Annotated in this window: 18 protein-coding genes; 9 read left to right on the top strand and 9 right to left on the bottom strand. The window is 59.9% G+C overall.

The genetic code is table 11. From position 1 onward, the window contains the following. Positions 1–70: 70 nt before the first annotated feature. A complete protein-coding gene (locus IQK56_RS01960; RefSeq protein ID WP_193862770.1) occupies positions 71–604 on the bottom strand; it encodes a chalcone isomerase family protein in 534 nt (177 codons plus the stop codon). Between the two features lie 215 nt (positions 605–819). Between IQK56_RS01960 and sthA the strand changes: the two genes are divergently transcribed. Further along, positions 820–2214 (top strand): Si-specific NAD(P)(+) transhydrogenase, encoded by a 1395-nt coding sequence (gene sthA, locus IQK56_RS01955; RefSeq protein ID WP_003189670.1) that lies wholly within the window; start codon positions 820–822, stop codon positions 2212–2214. A 42-nt stretch (positions 2215–2256) separates the two neighbouring features. On the opposite strand, the gene IQK56_RS01950 is transcribed toward sthA, so the two are convergent. Next, on the bottom strand, positions 2257–2979 hold the full coding sequence (locus IQK56_RS01950) for a glycerophosphodiester phosphodiesterase family protein (RefSeq protein ID WP_193862768.1): 723 nt from the start codon (positions 2977–2979) through the stop codon (positions 2257–2259). 44 nt (positions 2980–3023) lie between these two features. Further along, a complete protein-coding gene (locus tag IQK56_RS01945; protein WP_122308966.1) occupies positions 3024–3602 on the bottom strand; it encodes a PilZ domain-containing protein in 579 nt (192 codons plus the stop codon). A gap of 94 nt (positions 3603–3696) precedes the next feature. Between IQK56_RS01945 and IQK56_RS01940 the strand changes: the two genes are divergently transcribed. Genes IQK56_RS01940 through IQK56_RS01930 form a run of 3 tightly spaced genes read left to right on the top strand, consistent with a single transcriptional unit; the run spans position 3697 to position 6943 of the window. Further along, positions 3697–4947 carry a lipoprotein-releasing ABC transporter permease subunit gene (locus tag IQK56_RS01940; protein WP_122308968.1) on the top strand — a complete coding sequence of 417 codons (1251 nt, stop codon included), beginning with the start codon at positions 3697–3699 and terminating at the stop codon, positions 4945–4947. 7 nt (positions 4948–4954) lie between these two features. Next, entirely contained in the window at positions 4955–5638 is a 684-nt protein-coding gene (lolD, locus tag IQK56_RS01935) for a lipoprotein-releasing ABC transporter ATP-binding protein LolD (protein ID WP_024074097.1), read from the top strand. A 60-nt stretch (positions 5639–5698) separates the two neighbouring features. Further along, positions 5699–6943 carry a lipoprotein-releasing ABC transporter permease subunit gene (locus IQK56_RS01930; RefSeq protein WP_099587419.1) on the top strand — a complete coding sequence of 415 codons (1245 nt, stop codon included), beginning with the start codon at positions 5699–5701 and terminating at the stop codon, positions 6941–6943. Positions 6944–6978: 35 nt separating this feature from the next. Here the strand turns inward: IQK56_RS01930 and IQK56_RS01925 are convergent, their stop codons facing one another. Both IQK56_RS01925 and IQK56_RS01920 read right to left on the bottom strand, forming a co-directional pair. Next, entirely contained in the window at positions 6979–8334 is a 1356-nt protein-coding gene (locus IQK56_RS01925) for a heavy metal sensor histidine kinase (protein WP_193862774.1), read from the bottom strand. Continuing rightward, positions 8331–9011, bottom strand: coding sequence for a heavy metal response regulator transcription factor (locus IQK56_RS01920; RefSeq protein WP_122308970.1), 681 nt, complete (start codon positions 9009–9011; stop codon positions 8331–8333). The genes IQK56_RS01925 and IQK56_RS01920 overlap by 4 nt, the downstream gene beginning before the upstream one ends. A gap of 155 nt (positions 9012–9166) precedes the next feature. Between IQK56_RS01920 and copI the strand changes: the two genes are divergently transcribed. Next, positions 9167–9679: a copper-resistant cuproprotein CopI gene (gene copI / locus IQK56_RS01915; RefSeq protein ID WP_193862766.1), complete on the top strand. Its 513-nt coding sequence runs from the start codon at positions 9167–9169 to the stop codon at positions 9677–9679. 192 nt (positions 9680–9871) lie between these two features. Beyond that, positions 9872–10702, top strand: coding sequence for an NADPH-dependent 7-cyano-7-deazaguanine reductase QueF (gene queF, locus IQK56_RS01910; protein ID WP_150674670.1), 831 nt, complete (start codon positions 9872–9874; stop codon positions 10700–10702). A gap of 470 nt (positions 10703–11172) precedes the next feature. On the opposite strand, the gene IQK56_RS01905 is transcribed toward queF, so the two are convergent. Continuing rightward, positions 11173–11439: a DUF4404 family protein gene (locus tag IQK56_RS01905; protein WP_122308976.1), complete on the bottom strand. Its 267-nt coding sequence runs from the start codon at positions 11437–11439 to the stop codon at positions 11173–11175. Between the two features lie 110 nt (positions 11440–11549). After that, positions 11550–12158: an HAD superfamily inactivated hydrolase PcrP gene (pcrP, locus tag IQK56_RS01900; protein ID WP_122308978.1), complete on the bottom strand. Its 609-nt coding sequence runs from the start codon at positions 12156–12158 to the stop codon at positions 11550–11552. 195 nt (positions 12159–12353) lie between these two features. Between pcrP and IQK56_RS01895 the strand changes: the two genes are divergently transcribed. Further along, positions 12354–13043: an MlaA family lipoprotein gene (locus tag IQK56_RS01895; protein ID WP_122308980.1), complete on the top strand. Its 690-nt coding sequence runs from the start codon at positions 12354–12356 to the stop codon at positions 13041–13043. A gap of 62 nt (positions 13044–13105) precedes the next feature. Here the strand turns inward: IQK56_RS01895 and IQK56_RS01890 are convergent, their stop codons facing one another. After that, the gene (locus IQK56_RS01890) at positions 13106–13402 is read right to left on the bottom strand and encodes a PilZ domain-containing protein (RefSeq protein WP_122308982.1); all 297 of its coding nucleotides are present in this window, start codon (positions 13400–13402) and stop codon (positions 13106–13108) included. 277 nt (positions 13403–13679) lie between these two features. Between IQK56_RS01890 and rssB the strand changes: the two genes are divergently transcribed. Both rssB and rssC read left to right on the top strand, forming a co-directional pair. Continuing rightward, positions 13680–14861: a two-component system response regulator RssB gene (gene rssB / locus IQK56_RS01885; protein ID WP_099587411.1), complete on the top strand. Its 1182-nt coding sequence runs from the start codon at positions 13680–13682 to the stop codon at positions 14859–14861. After that, complete coding sequence (rssC, locus tag IQK56_RS01880) at positions 14861–15343, top strand: anti-sigma factor antagonist RssC (RefSeq protein WP_003172602.1); 483 nt, start codon at positions 14861–14863, stop codon at positions 15341–15343. The genes rssB and rssC overlap by 1 nt, the downstream gene beginning before the upstream one ends. Positions 15344–15472: 129 nt before the next feature. On the opposite strand, the gene tal is transcribed toward rssC, so the two are convergent. Next, on the bottom strand, positions 15473–16399 hold the full coding sequence (gene tal / locus IQK56_RS01875; protein WP_122308984.1) for a transaldolase: 927 nt from the start codon (positions 16397–16399) through the stop codon (positions 15473–15475). Between the last annotated feature and the right edge of the window lie 114 nt (positions 16400–16513).

Genomic DNA, 16513 nt, shown 5'->3' with positions numbered 1-16513 from the left:
CCCTCCCACACCTGAATGTGTTCACAGATCAAAATGTGGGAGGGGGCTTGCATGAGCCCTATCAGTCGACTCAATTCAGCAGCTTTTCGCGCAAACTCTCAGACAACCCCTTAGGCCCCAACCAAATACCCAGATAGGTCCTGGCCAGTTCATCATTACTGCTGCTGAACACCACTTGGCCATTAATCTCCAGATTCAACCCTCGCCCCGGAAGAAAATCCAGTGCATACCGATCACCACCGCGGATATCACGAAAGCTGGCATGCAGCTTTTCAATCTCGGGCTTCAAGCGGCCGTTGGCTTGTTGGCGCTCCAGAGTAGCGGTGGCGGCCTTGATCACGTCGTTGCGGTCGATGTCCCTGAAGTAATACAGCGCCAGGCGCACGGCTTTTTGCTGATCCCACGCCTGTCTTGCACTCAGTGCCTGGGGGGCGTAGAGCGCAGCCGCATACACATCCGCCCAAAGATAGTTGAGCACCGCCTGGTTTTTCAGCACCAGCTCCTCGACCTGTGCCGGGAAAGCGGCCTGCTTGAGGCGGTCCGCATCATTGGCGTGAGCGGTCAGCGAAAGCATCATCACCCAACAGATAAGTAGTTGTCGCATAATGGCCCACCCCTGAAATCAGCGCTGATTTGCGTGCTGTAGTATGGCAAGACTGGCCTACGACGCGACCAAGGGTTAATGTGCGCGGCGTTGACCCTTATATAGACTGTGCCCCGGTTCACACACTTGAGCCAAATTGTCCTTCATGACCGCTGGCCGCGGCATGATTTAGCCAGGCGTCCAACCGTACGCCTGGCCTGTTCTGAGGAGTACGCATGGCTGTCTACAACTACGACGTGGTGGTACTGGGTTCCGGCCCGGCTGGAGAAGGTGCGGCGATGAACGCCGCGAAGGCAGGGCGCAAGGTGGCGATGGTCGATAGCCGTCGCCAGGTCGGCGGTAACTGCACCCACCTGGGTACCATCCCGTCCAAGGCCTTGCGTCACTCGGTCCGCCAGATCATGCAGTTCAACACCAACCCGATGTTCCGGGCCATTGGTGAGCCGCGCTGGTTCTCGTTCCCGGACGTGCTCAAGAGCGCCGAGAAAGTCATCTCCAAACAAGTGGCTTCGCGTACCGGCTACTACGCCCGTAACCGCGTCGACCTGTTCTTCGGCACCGGCAGTTTTGCCGACGAGCAAACCGTCGAAGTGGTCTGCGCCAACGGTGTGGTCGAGAAGCTGGTGGCCAAGCACATCATCATTGCCACCGGGTCGCGTCCGTATCGCCCGGCGGACATCGATTTCCACCACCCGCGTATCTACGATAGCGACACCATCCTGAGCCTGGGCCACACCCCACGCAAACTGATCATCTACGGCGCCGGCGTGATTGGCTGTGAATACGCCTCGATCTTCAGCGGCCTGGGTGTATTGGTGGAACTGGTGGATAACCGCGACCAGTTGCTGAGCTTCCTCGACTCGGAAATTTCCCAGGCGTTGAGCTACCACTTCAGCAACAACAACATCACCGTGCGCCACAACGAAGAGTACGAGCGGGTTGAAGGCCTGGATAACGGCGTGATTCTGCACCTCAAGTCCGGCAAGAAGATCAAGGCCGACGCCTTGCTGTGGTGCAACGGTCGTACCGGCAACACCGACAAGCTGGGCATGGAAAACATCGGGGTCAAGGTCAACAGCCGTGGCCAGATCGAAGTGGACGAGAACTATCGCACCTGCGTGCCGAACATCTACGGCGCCGGTGACGTGATCGGCTGGCCGAGCCTGGCCAGTGCGGCGCATGACCAGGGCCGTTCGGCCGCCGGCAGCATTGTCGACAATGGCAGCTGGCGCTACGTGAACGACGTGCCGACCGGGATCTACACGATTCCCGAAATCAGCTCGATCGGCAAGAACGAGCACGAACTGACCAAGGCCAAGGTGCCTTACGAAGTGGGCAAGGCGTTCTTCAAGAGCATGGCGCGTGCACAGATCGCCGGTGAGCCCCAGGGCATGCTGAAGATCCTGTTCCACCGCGAGACCCTGGAAGTGCTCGGCGTGCACTGCTTCGGCTACCAGGCTTCGGAGATCGTGCACATCGGCCAGGCCATCATGAACCAGCCGGGCGAGCAAAATACCCTCAAGTATTTCGTGAACACCACGTTCAACTACCCGACCATGGCTGAAGCTTATCGTGTAGCGGCCTACGACGGCCTCAACCGGCTTTTTTGAGCGGCTCCGGCCGGTGGCCTGAGCCGGCCGGGGAGACCGATTTCAGTAATTCCCGAGAGTGGCAGTGGCCAAACCGGGAAAGTCTGTAATCAGGCTATCTACGCCGAAGTCGGCGAGCCTGCGCATCAGCGCAGGTTCGTTGACCGTCCACACGGACACATGCAGACCCTGGCGCTGGGCTTTCTCCAGACGCTCAGGGGTGCACAGCGTCCAGTTCAATGCCAGATACTCACAGCCGTAATTCTGCGCGACCTTCAGCGGGTCGAGCCAGGCGTATTCGGCCACCAGTCCACGTGACAGGTCCGGGGTGAGATCAACCGCCGCTTTCAATACTTCCCGCGAACTTGAGGTCACGGTGACCTTGTCCATCAAGCCGAAACGTACCGCCATCTCGCGGATTGCCAGCACCGTGGTCGCGGCGCGGGTGCGCGAGGCGCTTTTGACTTCCAGTTGCCAGTGATCGAAGTCGCACTGTTCGAACAGCTCTTCCAGGCGGGGAATCGGGCACGGTTTGACCCAGCCCGGGCCGCCTTTGCGGGCGTCCATCTTCATCAGGTCTACCGCCGAATACTCGACGACCTTGCCGCGCCGGTCGGTGGTGCGCTTGAGGGTCGGGTCGTGGATGACCATCAGCTCGCCGTCCATGGACAGGTGCAGATCCAGTTCGCAACGGCGTACGCCGTGCTTGAGGCACTCCTGGAAGCTGGTCAGGGTGTTTTCCGGTGCTTCGCCTTTGGCACCGCGGTGGCCGTAAATCAGGGTCACAGTTGCTCCTATGCGCCAGACTGGCTGGCGGAGTGAATACGAATTCAGAGGTCGTCGCTTTGTTCCCGCGCCAGGCGGCGTTCCTGGGCCTGTTTCTGCAGGATGTAGCGGGCCAGCAATTGGCGCTGGGCATCGGTCATGGACTCGAATTCCGTGCCCACGTCAAAGCCGTCACCCTTGGGATCGCAATGGGTGACCCGCGCCCGCAGCAGCAGGCCGAGGGCCTGGGGCATCAGTACCAGCTTGACCGCCAGATGGACGCCGGTGGCCAGGGGGGTAGGGTGCTGGAAGTCGATGCCGCCTTCGGAGATGATCACCGGCTGCGGTGCGCCCACCTCATCCAGCAGGCCGCGTGCCATGATCTGGCTGAGCAGGTCCACGCGTTTGTTCTGCACGCGCAGGAAGGCGGCGAGGGTGCGGTCCTTCTCGCTCAGTTGGCGCAGCAGGTGCTGGGCTTCGAACTCGCTCAGGTGCAGCTCACTGAGCAGGTTGAACAGCGGAGAATCATCCAGCAACACTTCCTTGCTCGCCGCTTCGGGGGCCGACAGGCTTTTGATTTGGAGTGCGATCATGTCGTCGATACGGTAGTATTCGCGGCGCTCTTCTTCATCTAATGTCGACATGGCGAACCCCAGGTAACGGTAATGGTCAGAGTGTAAAGCTGCTTACCAGACCCCGCCACCGGGACGTCTTCTTTTCCTCCGAACAAGCCCCGACATGTTCAGACCTCTCTTCGTATTTATTGGCACGCGTTATACCCGTGCAAAGCGCCGCAATCATTTTGTGTCGTTCATTTCCTTGACCTCGATGATCGGGCTCGCCTTGGGCGTGGTCGTGATGATTGTGGTGCTGTCGGTGATGAACGGCTTCGATCATGAGATGCGCACCCGTGTGCTGGGCATGGTGCCCCACGCGACCATCGAGTCCGGTGAGCCGATCAACGACTGGCAAAGCCTGGCCGCCAAGGTCAAGCAGAACCCCAAGGTCGTCGCCGTTGCGCCGTTTACCCAGATGCAGGGGCTGCTGACCCATGATGGCAAGGTGCAGAAGATCCTGCTCAATGGCATCGATCCGGCCCAGGAACGCAACGTGTCGATCATCGACAAGTTCATGTTGCAGGGCAAACTCGACGACCTGGCCCCCGGCAGCTTCGGCATCGTGATCGGCGACAAGGCGGCGGCCAAGCTCGGCGTGGGCCTCGGCGACAAGCTGACCTTCGTCGCGCCGGAAGTCACCGTGACCCCGGCCGGCATGTTCCCGCGCATGAAGCGCTTTACCGTGATCGGCACCTTCCACGTGGGCGCCGGCGAAATCGACGGCTACCTCGGCCTGACCAACCTCACCGACCTGGCCCGCCTGCAGCGCTGGCAGCCGGACCAAGTGCAGGGCCTGCGCCTGAAGTTCAACGACCTGTTCGACGCCCCGCGCGGCGCCTGGGACATTGCCCAACACTTGGGTGAAACCCAGTATTACGCCCGTGACTGGACCCGTACCCACGGCAACCTGTACCAGGCGATCCGCATGGAAAAAGCCATGATCGGCCTACTGTTGCTGCTGATCGTCGCTGTCGCCGCGTTCAATATCATCTCCACGCTGGTAATGGTGGTGAACGACAAGAAAGGCGATATCGCCATCCTGCGTACCCTAGGCGCCACACCGGGGCAGATCATGGCGATCTTCATGGTGCAGGGCACCGTGATCGGCGTGGTCGGCACCTTGATCGGCACCGCGGTGGGCATTCTGGCCGCGCTGAACGTCAGCGCGGCCATCGCCTTGCTAGAGAAAGTGATCGGCCACAAGTTCCTCAACGCCGACGTCTACTTCATCGACTACTTGCCGTCCCAGGTTCAGGCCCAGGACGTGTTGATGGTGGGCGGCGCTGCGTTGGTCCTGAGTTTCCTTGCCACCCTGTATCCAGCCTGGCGCGCGGCACGTACCCAGCCAGCACAGGCCTTACGTTATGAGTGAATCGGGCATGAGTGAAAAAGCAATCCTGAGCTGCCGCAATCTGGGCAAATCCTACGAGGAAGGCCCTGAGTCGGTGGTGGTGCTGTCCAACCTGCAACTGGAACTGCATCCGGGCGAACGCGTGGCGATCGTCGGCAGTTCCGGGTCCGGCAAAAGTACCTTGCTGAACCTGTTGGGCGGCCTCGATACACCGTCCCAGGGCAGCGTATGGCTGGCCGGTGAAGAGTTGTCGGCCTTGAATGAAAAGGCCCGTGGCCAACTGCGCAACCGTTCGTTGGGTTTTGTGTATCAGTTCCACCACCTGCTGCCGGAGTTCACCGCCCTGGAAAACGTGTGCATGCCGCTGCTGATCGGCAAGACTGCGATCCCGGAGGCACGTCAGCGTGCCAAGGCCTTGCTGGAGCGCGTCGGCCTCGGCCATCGCCTGGAGCACAAACCGGCCGAACTGTCCGGCGGCGAGCGCCAGCGTGTGGCGATTGCCCGCGCCCTGGTGAACAACCCAGGCTTGGTAATGCTCGACGAGCCCACCGGCAACCTCGACTCCCACACCGCCCAAGGCATCAAGGACTTGATGCTGGAACTGAGCACCCAGATGCGCACCGCGTTCCTGGTCGTGACCCATGACATGAGCATGGCCCGCCAGATGGACCGCGTGCTGCACCTGCAGGAAGGTCATCTGGTCGCCATCTGACCCGTTTCAAGCCCGGCGCCTGGCGTCGGGCTTTTTCAATTTTTCAGGCGGTGCCCGCGAATGTTCAGACCGTTATCGATTTTCATCGGCACGCGCTATACCCGCGCCAAGCGCCGCAATCGTTTTGTTTCATTTATCTCGATGACCTCGATGATCGGCCTCGCCCTGGGCGTGTTGGCGATGATCGTGGTGCTGTCGGTGATGAACGGCTTCCAGCGCGAAATGAGCTCGCGCATCCTCGGCATGGTGCCCCACGCCACTATCGTCGGTGTGAACCCGATTGATGATTGGCAGCCGGTGGCCGCCGCCGCGATGAAGAATCCGCAAGTCACCGCTGCGGTGCCATTCACGCAGATGGACGGCATGTTCTCCTACAAGGGCGCCATGCAGCCGATCGAGATCAGCGGCGTTGACCCGGCCCAGGAAGGCAAGGTGTCGATCGTGGCCCAGCACATCGTGCAGGGTAAACTCGAAGACCTTAAGCCCGGCGAGTTCGGCGTGGTGGTCGGCGAAATCACTGCGCGGCGTTTTCGCTTGAATGTGGGCGACAAGCTCACGCTGATCGTGCCGGAAATCAGCACCGCGCCGGGCGGTATCACCCCGCGTATGCAGCGCTTGAACGTGGTCGGGATCTTCAAGGTCGGCGCCGAGCTGGATGGCTCCATGGCGTTGATCCACATGGCTGACGCCGCAGAAATCCAGCATTGGCAGCCGAACCAGGTGCAGAGCGTGCGTCTGGCAGTGAAGGATTTGTACGCGGCGCCCAAAGTGTCGACGGACATTGCCACCGGCCTCGGCGCGGCTTACAAGGCCGATGACTGGACCCACACCCAGGGCAGCCTGTTCAGCGCGATGAAGATGGAAAAGACCATGATCGGCCTGTTGTTGCTGATGATCGTCGCCGTGGCGGCGTTCAACATCATCGCCACGTTGATCATGGTGGTGAATGACAAAGGCGCGGACATCGCGATCCTGCGCACCATCGGCGCCACACCCCGGCAGATCATGGCGATCTTCATGGTGCAGGGCACGGTGATTGGCATTGTCGGCACCTTGATCGGCGGCGTGTTGGGCGTGATTGCAGCGCTGAACGTGAGTGAGCTGGTGGGCTGGGTCGAGCGGGTGAGCGGGCAGCATATCTTCAGTTCGGATGTGTATTTCGTCAGCAACCTGCCTTCGGAGCTGCAAGGTGGTGATGTGCTGCTGATCTGCACGGCGGGCTTTGTGTTGAGCTTTTTGGCGACGTTGTACCCGGCGTATCGGGCGGCGAAGATTGAGCCGGCGCATGCCTTGAGATACTCGTAGTGTTTTAGACCGCTATCGGGGGCGCCCAGCTTGCATCAATCCTGGTTGGGTAGCTCAATCACAAACCGAGTAACCCCCGCCTCAGACTCACAAAAAATCCTCCCCCCATGCGCCCGCACAATCGACTGGGTAATCGCCAGCCCCAGCCCCGCGTGCTCGCTGCTGCCTTCATACCGTGCCGGATCGGCCCGGTAGAACCGATCAAACAGCCTCGGCAGCACATTCGCCGGGATGCCTGCGCCGGTGTTCTCCACGGTCAGCTTCACACCCCGTTCATCTTCGCTCATGCGCACACGCACCTCGCCGCCCGCCGGGGTAAACCGCAGTGCGTTATCCAGCAAGTTCGACAAGGCCCGGCGCAACATGCCGCGATCCCCGACTGTGTGGGCAGTGCCTTCGCGCACCAGTGAGACCTGCGCGTCCTCCGCCAGCAACGCAAAAAACTCCAACAGTGCCTCCACTTCATCAGCCAGTGCCAAAGGTTCGCGCTTGGGCATCAACAAACCATGATCCGCCTTGGCCAGGTACAGCATGTCGTTGACCAGTTGCGCCATCCATTGCAGCTCTTCGAGGTTGCTGTGCAGCGCCTCGCGGTAGTCCTCCAGCGGGCGCGGCTGGGTGAGGATGACCTGGGTCTGGGTCAGCAGGTTCGACAGCGGAGTGCGCAATTCATGGGCGATATCGGCAGAGAACGCCGACAGGCGCTGGAACGCATCGTCCAGCCGTCCCAGCATGGCGTTGAAGGCCTGGGCCAGCTCCGCCAGTTCCATCGGCATAGGTTGCTCAGGCAAGCGCTGGGTCAGGGAGTGAGCCGACACGCTGGCGGCCACTTCACCCATGCGCCGCAATGGCCGCAACCCGCTGCGTGCCGCCCAGGCGCCGAGGAGCGCGGTGGCCAGGGCGCAGAGTCCGACCGTGAGCCAGATCAAATGCTGCATGCGTTGCAAGAAGTGTTGGTGGTGAGTGATGTCCAGCATCAGGCTCAGTTGCGGCGAGTCGGCTTGGCCAGCGTTCAGGGGCGCGTTGTAGACGCGGTAGTCGGTGCCGGCGTTTTGCAGGCTGTGCAGGCCAGGCGCCGTGGGCAGGCTGATGCTTGGGGCATCGTCCAGCCAGCGCTGACCGGCGTAGGTAATGCGCAGTGCAAGGTCGGGCTGGCGACTGAGTTCGGCGCGCAGTTGCGCCTCGCGTTGGGTGAACGCTTGAGGCGAATCGACGCCCTGCAAGGTGCTGCGCAACGCCACAAGTTTGCTGTCGAGTTGCTGCTGGTCCAACTCGATAAAGTGCGCCTCACTGGCTTGATTGAACAGCACCCCTGCAATCAGCGAGACCACCGCCGTGCACGCGGCAAACAACAGCGCCAGGCGGCTGGCGAGCGACAGGTGCTTGATCAATTGCAACGTTCCTCCAGCACATAGCCCATGCCGCGCACGGTGTGGATCAGCTTAGTGGGGAAGTTGTCATCGACCTTGAGGCGCAGCCGGCGGATCGCCACTTCGATGATGTTGGTGTCGCTGTCAAAGTTCATGTCCCACACCTGGGAAGCGATCAGCGTCTTGGGCAGCACTTCGCCCTGGCGGCGCAGCAGCAGTTCCAGCAGGGAGAACTCCTTGGCGGTCAGGTCGATGCGTTGGCCGTCCCGTTCGACCCGGCGGCGAATCAGGTCCAGACGCAGGTCGGCCAGTTGCAGGGCGGTTTCCTGCGGTGAGCTGCTGCCACGCCGCAACAGGCTGCGCACCCGTGCGAGCAGTTCGGAGAAGGCAAACGGCTTGACCAAGTAATCATCGGCGCCCAGCTCAAGGCCATGCACGCGGTCTTCTACGGCGTCGCGGGCAGTGAGGAACAGTACCGGGATGTCCAGGCCCGCGTTGCGCACCGCTTGCAGGATCTGCCAACCATCGCGGCCAGGCAGCATCACATCGAGGATCAGCAGGTCGTAGTCGCCAGTCAGCGCGAGGTGCTGGCCGCTGGTGCCGTCGGCCACCAGTTCGGTGGTGAATCCCGCCTCGGCCAAGCCCTGGCGCAGGTAATGGCCGGTTTTCGGTTGGTCTTCGACGATCAGCAGTTTCATGGGCAACTCTTGGCAGCGGGTGACGAGGGCTTTATACCGTGGAGGCGAGGTGAAGGGCGCAACCTGACAAAGTTGTAATCTAGCAGTCAGCTGGCTGGCAGCGGCGTAATCTTAGAGTGCTGCGCAGGCTGGTTTTATATTTTTGGAGAAGAAAGATGACGTTGCGTACACCCCTGTTGTTGGCGGGTTGCCTGTTGGCGTTGAGTTTCAATGCGATGGCGGATGCGACCCACACCTACGCGTTTGGTCAACCCGCTGCGGCTGACAAGGCCACGCGCACTGTGGAAGTGACGCTGCAGGATATTTCCTTTGCGCCCAAGTCCCTGGATGTAAAAGCCGGTGATACGGTGCGCTTTGTATTGGTCAACAAAGGCCAGTTGCTGCATGAATTCAACCTCGGCGACGCGGCGATGCATGCGGCGCATCAGAAAGAAATGTTACAGATGCAGGCCAGCGGCATGCTCACGTCCACCGGCATGGGCAAGATGGACCACAGCGCCATGGGCCATGGTGCGATGACGCACGATGACCCGAACAGCGTGCTGGTCGAGCCCGGTAAAACCGCTGAGCTGACCTGGACGTTCAGCAAGGCCACCGGCCTGGAATTCGCCTGCAACCTGCCGGGGCATTACCAGGCTGGCATGGTCGGGAAGCTTAACGTCGAATGACCGCCGATAGCCTCTCGTAGCAACTGTCGAGCCTTGGCGAGGCTGCGTGGCGGACGTATTGGCACCCCACGATATGCGGGGACGCCAACGCGGCCTCGCTTGCGCTCGGCAGCTACGGAGATTGGTGGTGCGGTTTTTGAGGCAGCGCAAAGGCTGGTAGACTGGCGCGGTTTATTTAGCCAGGTTTCCGCCATGCATCCCGCAGCCGAACATTCGCCCCTGGGCAAGTCCAGTGAATACATCTCCACCTACACGCCGTCGTTGCTGTTCCCGATTCCTCGTGCGGCCAAATGGGCCGAGCTGGGCCTGAGTGCCGAGACCCTGCCGTACAAGGGCGTGGATTTCTGGAACTGCTTCGAACTGTCCTGGCTGCTGCCGTCGGGCAAGCCGGTGGTGGCTATTGGCGAGTTCAGCATTCCTGCCGATTCGCCGAATATCATCGAGTCCAAGTCGTTCAAGCTGTACCTCAACTCGCTGAACCAGACGGCCTTTGCCGATACCCATAGCCTGGAAGCGACCCTGCGCGCCGACCTGAGCGCCGCCGCCGGCAAGCCGGTGACCGTGCGCATTCGCCGTCTGGCCGAGATCGAGGCCGAAGGTGTGATGGCGTTGCCGGGCGTGTGCATTGACGATCTGGATATCAATGTCAGCAGCTACGAGCACCCGCGGCCGGAACTGCTGCGTTGTGATGACTCGCGGATCGTCGAGGAGAGCGTGCACAGCCATCTGCTCAAGTCCAACTGCCCGGTCACCAGCCAGCCGGACTGGGGCAGCGTGGTGGTGGAGTACCGTGGTCATGCGCTGGATCATGCCAGCCTGCTGGAGTACATCGTGAGCTTTCGCCAGCACTCGGACTTCCATGAGCAGTGTGTAGAGCGGATCTTCCTCGACCTGCAGCGCCTGCTGAAGCCGGAGAAGTTGACGGTGTATGCGCGGTACGTACGACGCGGTGGGTTGGATATCAACCCGTATCGCAGTACTGAGGATGTGGCGTTCCAGAATGTGCGCCTGGCTCGCCAGTAGGGGCAGCAGGCGGCGAGGTGACGGAAAGGCTTACTTTTCGCCGCCCTTAATGCTCAGGTTTTCACGTAGTGACGCTTCAGTACGTGATTTGATTAGCCTTATGCAAGTCCGCAATCTGTTCTGGAGTGGCTTCCTTATACGAGCCTAGTGCCGCCGACGTACTCGAGCCGTGTGTTTGGTCCAAATCGTTGGGTTGAGTATTTTCTTGCATTTGTGGGGCTGCTGGGCTGCTTGAAATAGCGTTCATTGTAGGTAAAAACTCCAAAGTCAGAAAAGAGGGACTTTCCTCTCACAACCTGGGTGGCAAAGGCTGGGCTTTAGGTTCCGCTAGACGACGAAGTTTTCTTCTAGGCGCATTACATATGTGCTTTAAGTGGGAGAGCGTTTCGTGCAAACAAAAAAATCCGATGCCGCTTGGTGCATCGGATTTTATGTGTACTGCAAGAGATCAAGCGTAGGGGCGCGGTACCTCAGATACCGATGCCGCCCAGCGTTACCACGATATTACGCAACACTCCGGCAATGCCTGGGTGGTCCAGTTCGAAGCCTTCTACCGCCCTGTTTACATCGTCAGCAATGCTAGGTGACTGAGTTGCGGGTTCCAGTTGAAGTTGCAATTCGAACTTAGCCACCAACTTTTCCAGCGCTTCGCGTTTTTCGTCGGGCAGTTCTGGATGATCCTCCAACTGCTTACGCACAATATCGGCCTGTTGTTGCAATTTTTCGCGATCAGGCATGACGTTCTTCCTTTTATCGATAGGCACTGGCATAGACCACGGCAGGCTGAGAAAGGTCTACGGGCTGAGCTGTAGATTAATCCACCGGCGCCGACTGTGCATGATCTCGATCAGGGCTTTTCGCCTTTGAGCTGGCGCAGGCTGATGTCCGCCAGGCAAGTGCCCAGCTCACCCAGGTGATCGATCACCGAATGCACCCCCAGCCCATACAGCGCTACAGTGGCCTTTGCGCGCTTGTGTTCGCGTTCCTTGTCGCTCAGCGCCTGCCATTGCTCGGGCGCCAGGCCGCACAGCGAGCCACAGGAGGCCAGGCCGATGGTCCACAGTCCGGCGTTAAGCCCCGATTGCAGCAAGCGCGGCTCGCCGCTGACCAGGACGCAGCCTTCAAGGCGTTCGATGTTCAGCTCCATCAGCGCTTGCCAGCAGGCGTGTGGCGCAGGCCAGCGGATGGAGGAGGGCGAGGCGGCCTTGAGCCAGTCAGGCAGTGCGGCGGCCAGTGGCGTGGTCACCGAGGGCGGTAACTCGTCCAGCCAGGCGCAGGCTATGGCTTGTTCTTGCAGGCTGCGCAGGATCTTCAGGGCGCCAGGTGTGGCTTGGGAGTTCGTGGGCGGTGAATCTGTGCGTGCCAGGGAACCGAAGTCCACCAGGCAGCCACTTAGTCCAAACAACACGGCAGTCAAGGTGGGCGCAGTTGCGAGGGCAATCTCGGCTTGAGGCATGTCGACATCCCTGAAATAGCAGTGACGCTATCGAGGCAGGATGACAAGTGGATGACAGGCAGGACAATTGTAGGAATTTTGTCCATTTTCGGTATGACGTTTCCTGGCGGCTGCCTAATTCGACACTTCCGTCATATACTGACGGCCTTATTCAGGGCATAGCGCCCATGACAGACCATTCAAGGAGCAAAAGCTATGCGCTGGAGCCACTACTTCGCTCAGCTGTCGGTGTGTGCCACTGTCTTGCTGGCGCCGTTCGCTGTACAGGCTGCGTCGGAAGATGATCCATGGGAAAGCGTCAACCGCCCGATCTTCACCTTCAACGACACCGTTGACACCTATGCCCTCAAGCCTTTGGCCCAGGGCTATCAGTTCGTCACCCCGCAATTCATGCAGGACGGCGTGCACAACTTCTTTCGCAACATCGGCGATGTCGGCAACCTGGCCAACAACGTGCTGCAACTCAAGCCACACGCAGCCGGTGTGGATACTGCCCGTCTGTTGATGAACACCACCTTTGGCGTGCTGGGTTTTGTTGATGTCGGCACCAAAATGGGGCTGCAGCGCAGCGACGAAGACTTCGGTCAGACGCTCGGCTACTGGGGCGTGGGCAGCGGCCCGTACGTGATGATTCCCCTGCTGGGCCCAAGCACCCTGCGTGATGCGCCGTCCAAGTACGTGGACAGCTACACCCAGCCTTATCGCTACATGAACGACATCGGCTGGCGCAACAGCACCTTCGGCCTGAACATCGTCGACACCCGTGCGAGCCTGCTCGACAGCGAGAAGCTGATCACTGGTGACAAGTACACCTTCATTCGGAACGCCTACCTGCAGAACCGTGAGTTCAAGGTCAAGGATGGCAAGGTCGTCGACGACTTTTAAGCTGTGACGTTTTGAAATGAAAAAAGGCGACCCTTGGAGGTCGCCTTTTTTATGCGCGTGTATCAGCGCATTTTCAGGATCTTGAGGCCCAAGTGCTGGCTCTCGCCCTCGTTCTTGGCCCATACCACTTCGGTATCCGCTTCCAGGCCGGCAAGGGCTGCATGCTCCGAATCGATGCGTACGGTCAATTCATCTCCCACGTTGAACTGGCGGGGTGCCTGCACCTGCATCCCAGAGCTGGAAAGGTCCACGCAAACCCCGGCAATCTCCTGCCCGGCGTGGATCAAGGACACATCGGCATCCACTCGCATGCGGATGAAATCGCGTTTCTCGGCGTAGTCGCGCTCGTGTTCGCTCATGGGTTCCATCCTTACTTTGTGTTGTGGTCGTGGCTGTTCTTATAACTCCCGGTGATTTGTGATGTAAAGACGCCCGGCGACCATCGGCATGAGCTTGAAACACCTGGCGGATGGGAGTACCGTCTGCGCCTTAGAAGGGCACCTCTGCTTTACAGTTGTGCGTGGGCAAAACGCCTATGCTTTGTAGGACAGAGAGGCTAGAAAGCGAATCCAGTAGCGTGACCCCGGCCATTGCCGAGTCGCCTACGCCAACCTAATTCTGGCGCCGTTTGCCCACATGCAAAAAACCAGTGCCACGCTGCTGATAATCGATGACGACGAAGTAGTGCGCGCGAGCCTCGCGGCCTATTTGGAAGACAGTGGCTTCAGCGTCCTGCAGGCCAGCAATGGCCAACAGGGTCTACAGGTATTCGAGCGCGACCAGCCCGACCTCGTGATCTGCGATCTGCGCATGCCCCAGATGGGCGGCCTGGAGCTGATTCGCCAGGTGACCGAGATTGCCCCGCAGACGCCGGTGATTGTCGTGTCCGGCGCCGGCGTGATGAACGATGCCGTCGAGGCCTTGCGCCTGGGGGCTGCCGACTACCTGATCAAACCCCTGGAAGACCTGGCGGTGCTGGAGCACTCGGTGCGCCGCGCCCTGGATCGTGCACGTTTGCTGGTCGAGAACCAGCGTTACCGCGAAAAGCTCGAAACCGCCAACCGCGAACTCGAAGCCAGCCTCAACCTGCTCCAGGAAGACCAGAACGCCGGTCGCCAGGTGCAGATGAACATGCTGCCGGTCAGCCCCTGGACCATCGACGAGTTCAAGTTTGCGCACCAGATCATCCCGTCGCTGTACCTGTCGGGTGATTTTGTCGACTATTTCCGTGTGGATGAGCGACGTGTGGCGTTCTACCTGGCCGACGTTTCGGGCCACGGCGCTTCCTCTGCTTTTGTCACCGTGTTGTTGAAGTTCATGACCACGCGGCTGTTGTTTGAATCCAAGCGCAATGGCACCTTGCCGGAGTTCACCCCCTCCGAGGTGCTGGGCCACATCAACCGAGGCCTGATCAGCTGCAAGCTGGGCAAGCACGTGACGATGGTCGGCGGCGTGATCGATGAAGAAACCGGTCTTTTGACCTACAGTATTGGCGGTCACCTGCCGATGCCTGTTTTATACACTCCCGACAGTGTGCGTTATCTGGAAGGGCGTGGTCTGCCCGTCGGCTTGTTCAATGAAGCCACCTACGAAGACCACATCCTGGAACTGCCGCCGACTTTCAGCCTGACGCTGATGTCCGACGGCATCCTGGACCTTCTTCCAGAGCCTACACTCAAAGAGAAAGAAGCCGCCTTGCCCCAACGGGTCAAGGCAGCGGGCGGCAGCCTGGATGGCCTGCGGCAGGTTTTTGGATTGGCCACGCTAGGGGAGATGCCGGATGATATCGCCCTATTGGTGTTGAGCAGGAATCTTTGATGAGTACCGGAAGAATCCAATTCGCTGAGCAAGACGGGACCTTCGTCCTGAAATTTGTCGGTGAAGTGCGCCTGACCTTGTGTTCGGCGCTGGATGCGACGATTGAGCGGATCTTCACTGCGCTGAATTTCTCGGCGATCGTGATCGATCTGACCGAAACCCGCAGCATCGATAGCACCACCCTTGGCCTGCTGGCCAAGTTGTCCATTCTGTCGCGGCAGAAGGTCGGCCTGTTGCCGACGGTCGTTACCACCCACGAAGACATCACCCGGCTGCTGCAGTCCATGGGCTTCGACCAGGTGTTCAACATCGTTGACCGACCGATCCCGTGCCCGGAATGCCTGACCGACCTGCCGTCCCAGGACCAGTCCGAGGAAGTCGTGCGGGTGAAGGTGCTGGAAGCGCACAAAATCCTGATGGGCCTCAACGAGTCCAATCGCGAAGCCTTCCACGACCTTGTGAATGCCCTGGAACGTCACTGATCCCCAATTCAAACGCTATAAAGCAGTGGGAGGGGCTTGCCCACATTTAGTTTGCGACTGGCTTGAGACTGGCGCACAAAAAAAGGGCGGTACCCCCAAAGGTACCGCCCTTTTTGCCGCTATCCGCCTTTACAGCTTGGCCGACAACAACGCCTCCAGCTTCTCCTGGTCCCGAGCAAACTGACGAATCCCCTCCGCCAGCTTTTCAGTCGCCATCGCATCCTCGTTGGATTCCCAACGGAACTGCGCTTCAGTCATATGCACCCGTGCTTCACCGGCATGGCCTGGCGACAACTTGCGTTCCAGCTTGCCTTCATCCGCCGCCAGCTTCTCCAGCAGGTCCGGGCTGATGGTGAGGCGGTCACACCCGGCCAGCTCTTCAATCTGGCTCAGATTACGGAAACTCGCACCCATCACCACGGTCTTGTAGCCATTGGCCTTGTAGTAGTTGTAGATGCGCGTCACCGACTGCACGCCCGGATCATCGGAACCGGTGTAGTCGTTGCCATTGGCCTTCTTGTACCAATCGTAGATACGGCCCACGAACGGCGAGATCAGGAATACCCCAGCCTCGGCACACGCCACGGCCTGGGCAAAGGAGAACAGCAGCGTCAGGTTGGTCTGGATGCCTTCTTTTTCCAGCTTCTCCGCCGCACGGATGCCTTCCCAGGTAGAAGCGATCTTGATCAGCACGCGGTCACGGCCAACGCCGGCTTTGTCGTACAGGTCGATCAGACGGTGCGCACGCTTGAGAATCGCGCCTTCGTCGAAGGACAAGCGCGCATCCACCTCAGTGGAGATACGGCCCGGAACCACTTTCAGAATCTCTTGACCTACCGCTACTGCGAAACGGTCACTGGCCAGGCCCACATCGCCGTTGCAATCTTGCACGCACTCATCGAGCAGCTTGGCATAGCCCGAAATCGACGCGGCCTTGAGCAGAAGGGAAGGGTTGGTAGTCGCATCCTGCGGCTTGAGCTTGGCGAGGGTAGAAAAATCGCCGGTATCGGCTACGACAGTGGTGAATTGCTTGAGTTGTTCCAGCTTGGAAGTCATGGGCGTGCTCTGTCCTATGGGTCTGATGACATTACCCGAGCGCCGACAGGTGCTCAAGGGCGCAAATGCGTTCGATCGTTTGCGAGGGCAACAACCTGAAAACAGCCGTTTGAA

The organism is Pseudomonas cyclaminis (genome assembly GCF_015163715.1).
GTDB classification, from domain to species: Bacteria; Pseudomonadota; Gammaproteobacteria; order Pseudomonadales; family Pseudomonadaceae; genus Aquipseudomonas; species Aquipseudomonas cyclaminis.
The sequence above is the reverse complement of the archived record's forward strand: the minus strand, read 5'-3'. Positions and strand labels throughout refer to the sequence as shown.

Bases quoted from the DNA above. Each gene is read 5' to 3' on its own strand.
- IQK56_RS01895 (WP_122308980.1), top strand. From the start codon at position 12,354: ATGCGCTGGAGCCACTACTTCGCTCAGCTGTCGGTGTGTGCCACTGTC.
- IQK56_RS01920 (WP_122308970.1), bottom strand. From the start codon at position 9,011: ATGAAACTGCTGATCGTCGAAGACCAACCGAAAACCGGCCATTACCTG.
- pcrP (WP_122308978.1), bottom strand. From the start codon at position 12,158: ATGCCTCAAGCCGAGATTGCCCTCGCAACTGCGCCCACCTTGACTGCC.
- IQK56_RS01905 (WP_122308976.1), bottom strand. From the start codon at position 11,439: ATGCCTGATCGCGAAAAATTGCAACAACAGGCCGATATTGTGCGTAAG.
- IQK56_RS01930 (WP_099587419.1), top strand. From the start codon at position 5,699: ATGTTCAGACCGTTATCGATTTTCATCGGCACGCGCTATACCCGCGCC.
- copI (WP_193862766.1), top strand. From the start codon at position 9,167: ATGACGTTGCGTACACCCCTGTTGTTGGCGGGTTGCCTGTTGGCGTTG.
- sthA (WP_003189670.1), top strand. From the start codon at position 820: ATGGCTGTCTACAACTACGACGTGGTGGTACTGGGTTCCGGCCCGGCT.
- queF (WP_150674670.1), top strand. From the start codon at position 9,872: ATGCATCCCGCAGCCGAACATTCGCCCCTGGGCAAGTCCAGTGAATAC.
- IQK56_RS01960 (WP_193862770.1), bottom strand. From the start codon at position 604: ATGCGACAACTACTTATCTGTTGGGTGATGATGCTTTCGCTGACCGCT.
- IQK56_RS01940 (WP_122308968.1), top strand. From the start codon at position 3,697: ATGTTCAGACCTCTCTTCGTATTTATTGGCACGCGTTATACCCGTGCA.
- tal (WP_122308984.1), bottom strand. From the start codon at position 16,399: ATGACTTCCAAGCTGGAACAACTCAAGCAATTCACCACTGTCGTAGCC.
- rssB (WP_099587411.1), top strand. From the start codon at position 13,680: ATGCAAAAAACCAGTGCCACGCTGCTGATAATCGATGACGACGAAGTA.
- lolD (WP_024074097.1), top strand. From the start codon at position 4,955: ATGAGTGAAAAAGCAATCCTGAGCTGCCGCAATCTGGGCAAATCCTAC.
- IQK56_RS01945 (WP_122308966.1), bottom strand. From the start codon at position 3,602: ATGTCGACATTAGATGAAGAAGAGCGCCGCGAATACTACCGTATCGAC.
- rssC (WP_003172602.1), top strand. From the start codon at position 14,861: ATGAGTACCGGAAGAATCCAATTCGCTGAGCAAGACGGGACCTTCGTC.
- IQK56_RS01890 (WP_122308982.1), bottom strand. From the start codon at position 13,402: ATGAGCGAACACGAGCGCGACTACGCCGAGAAACGCGATTTCATCCGC.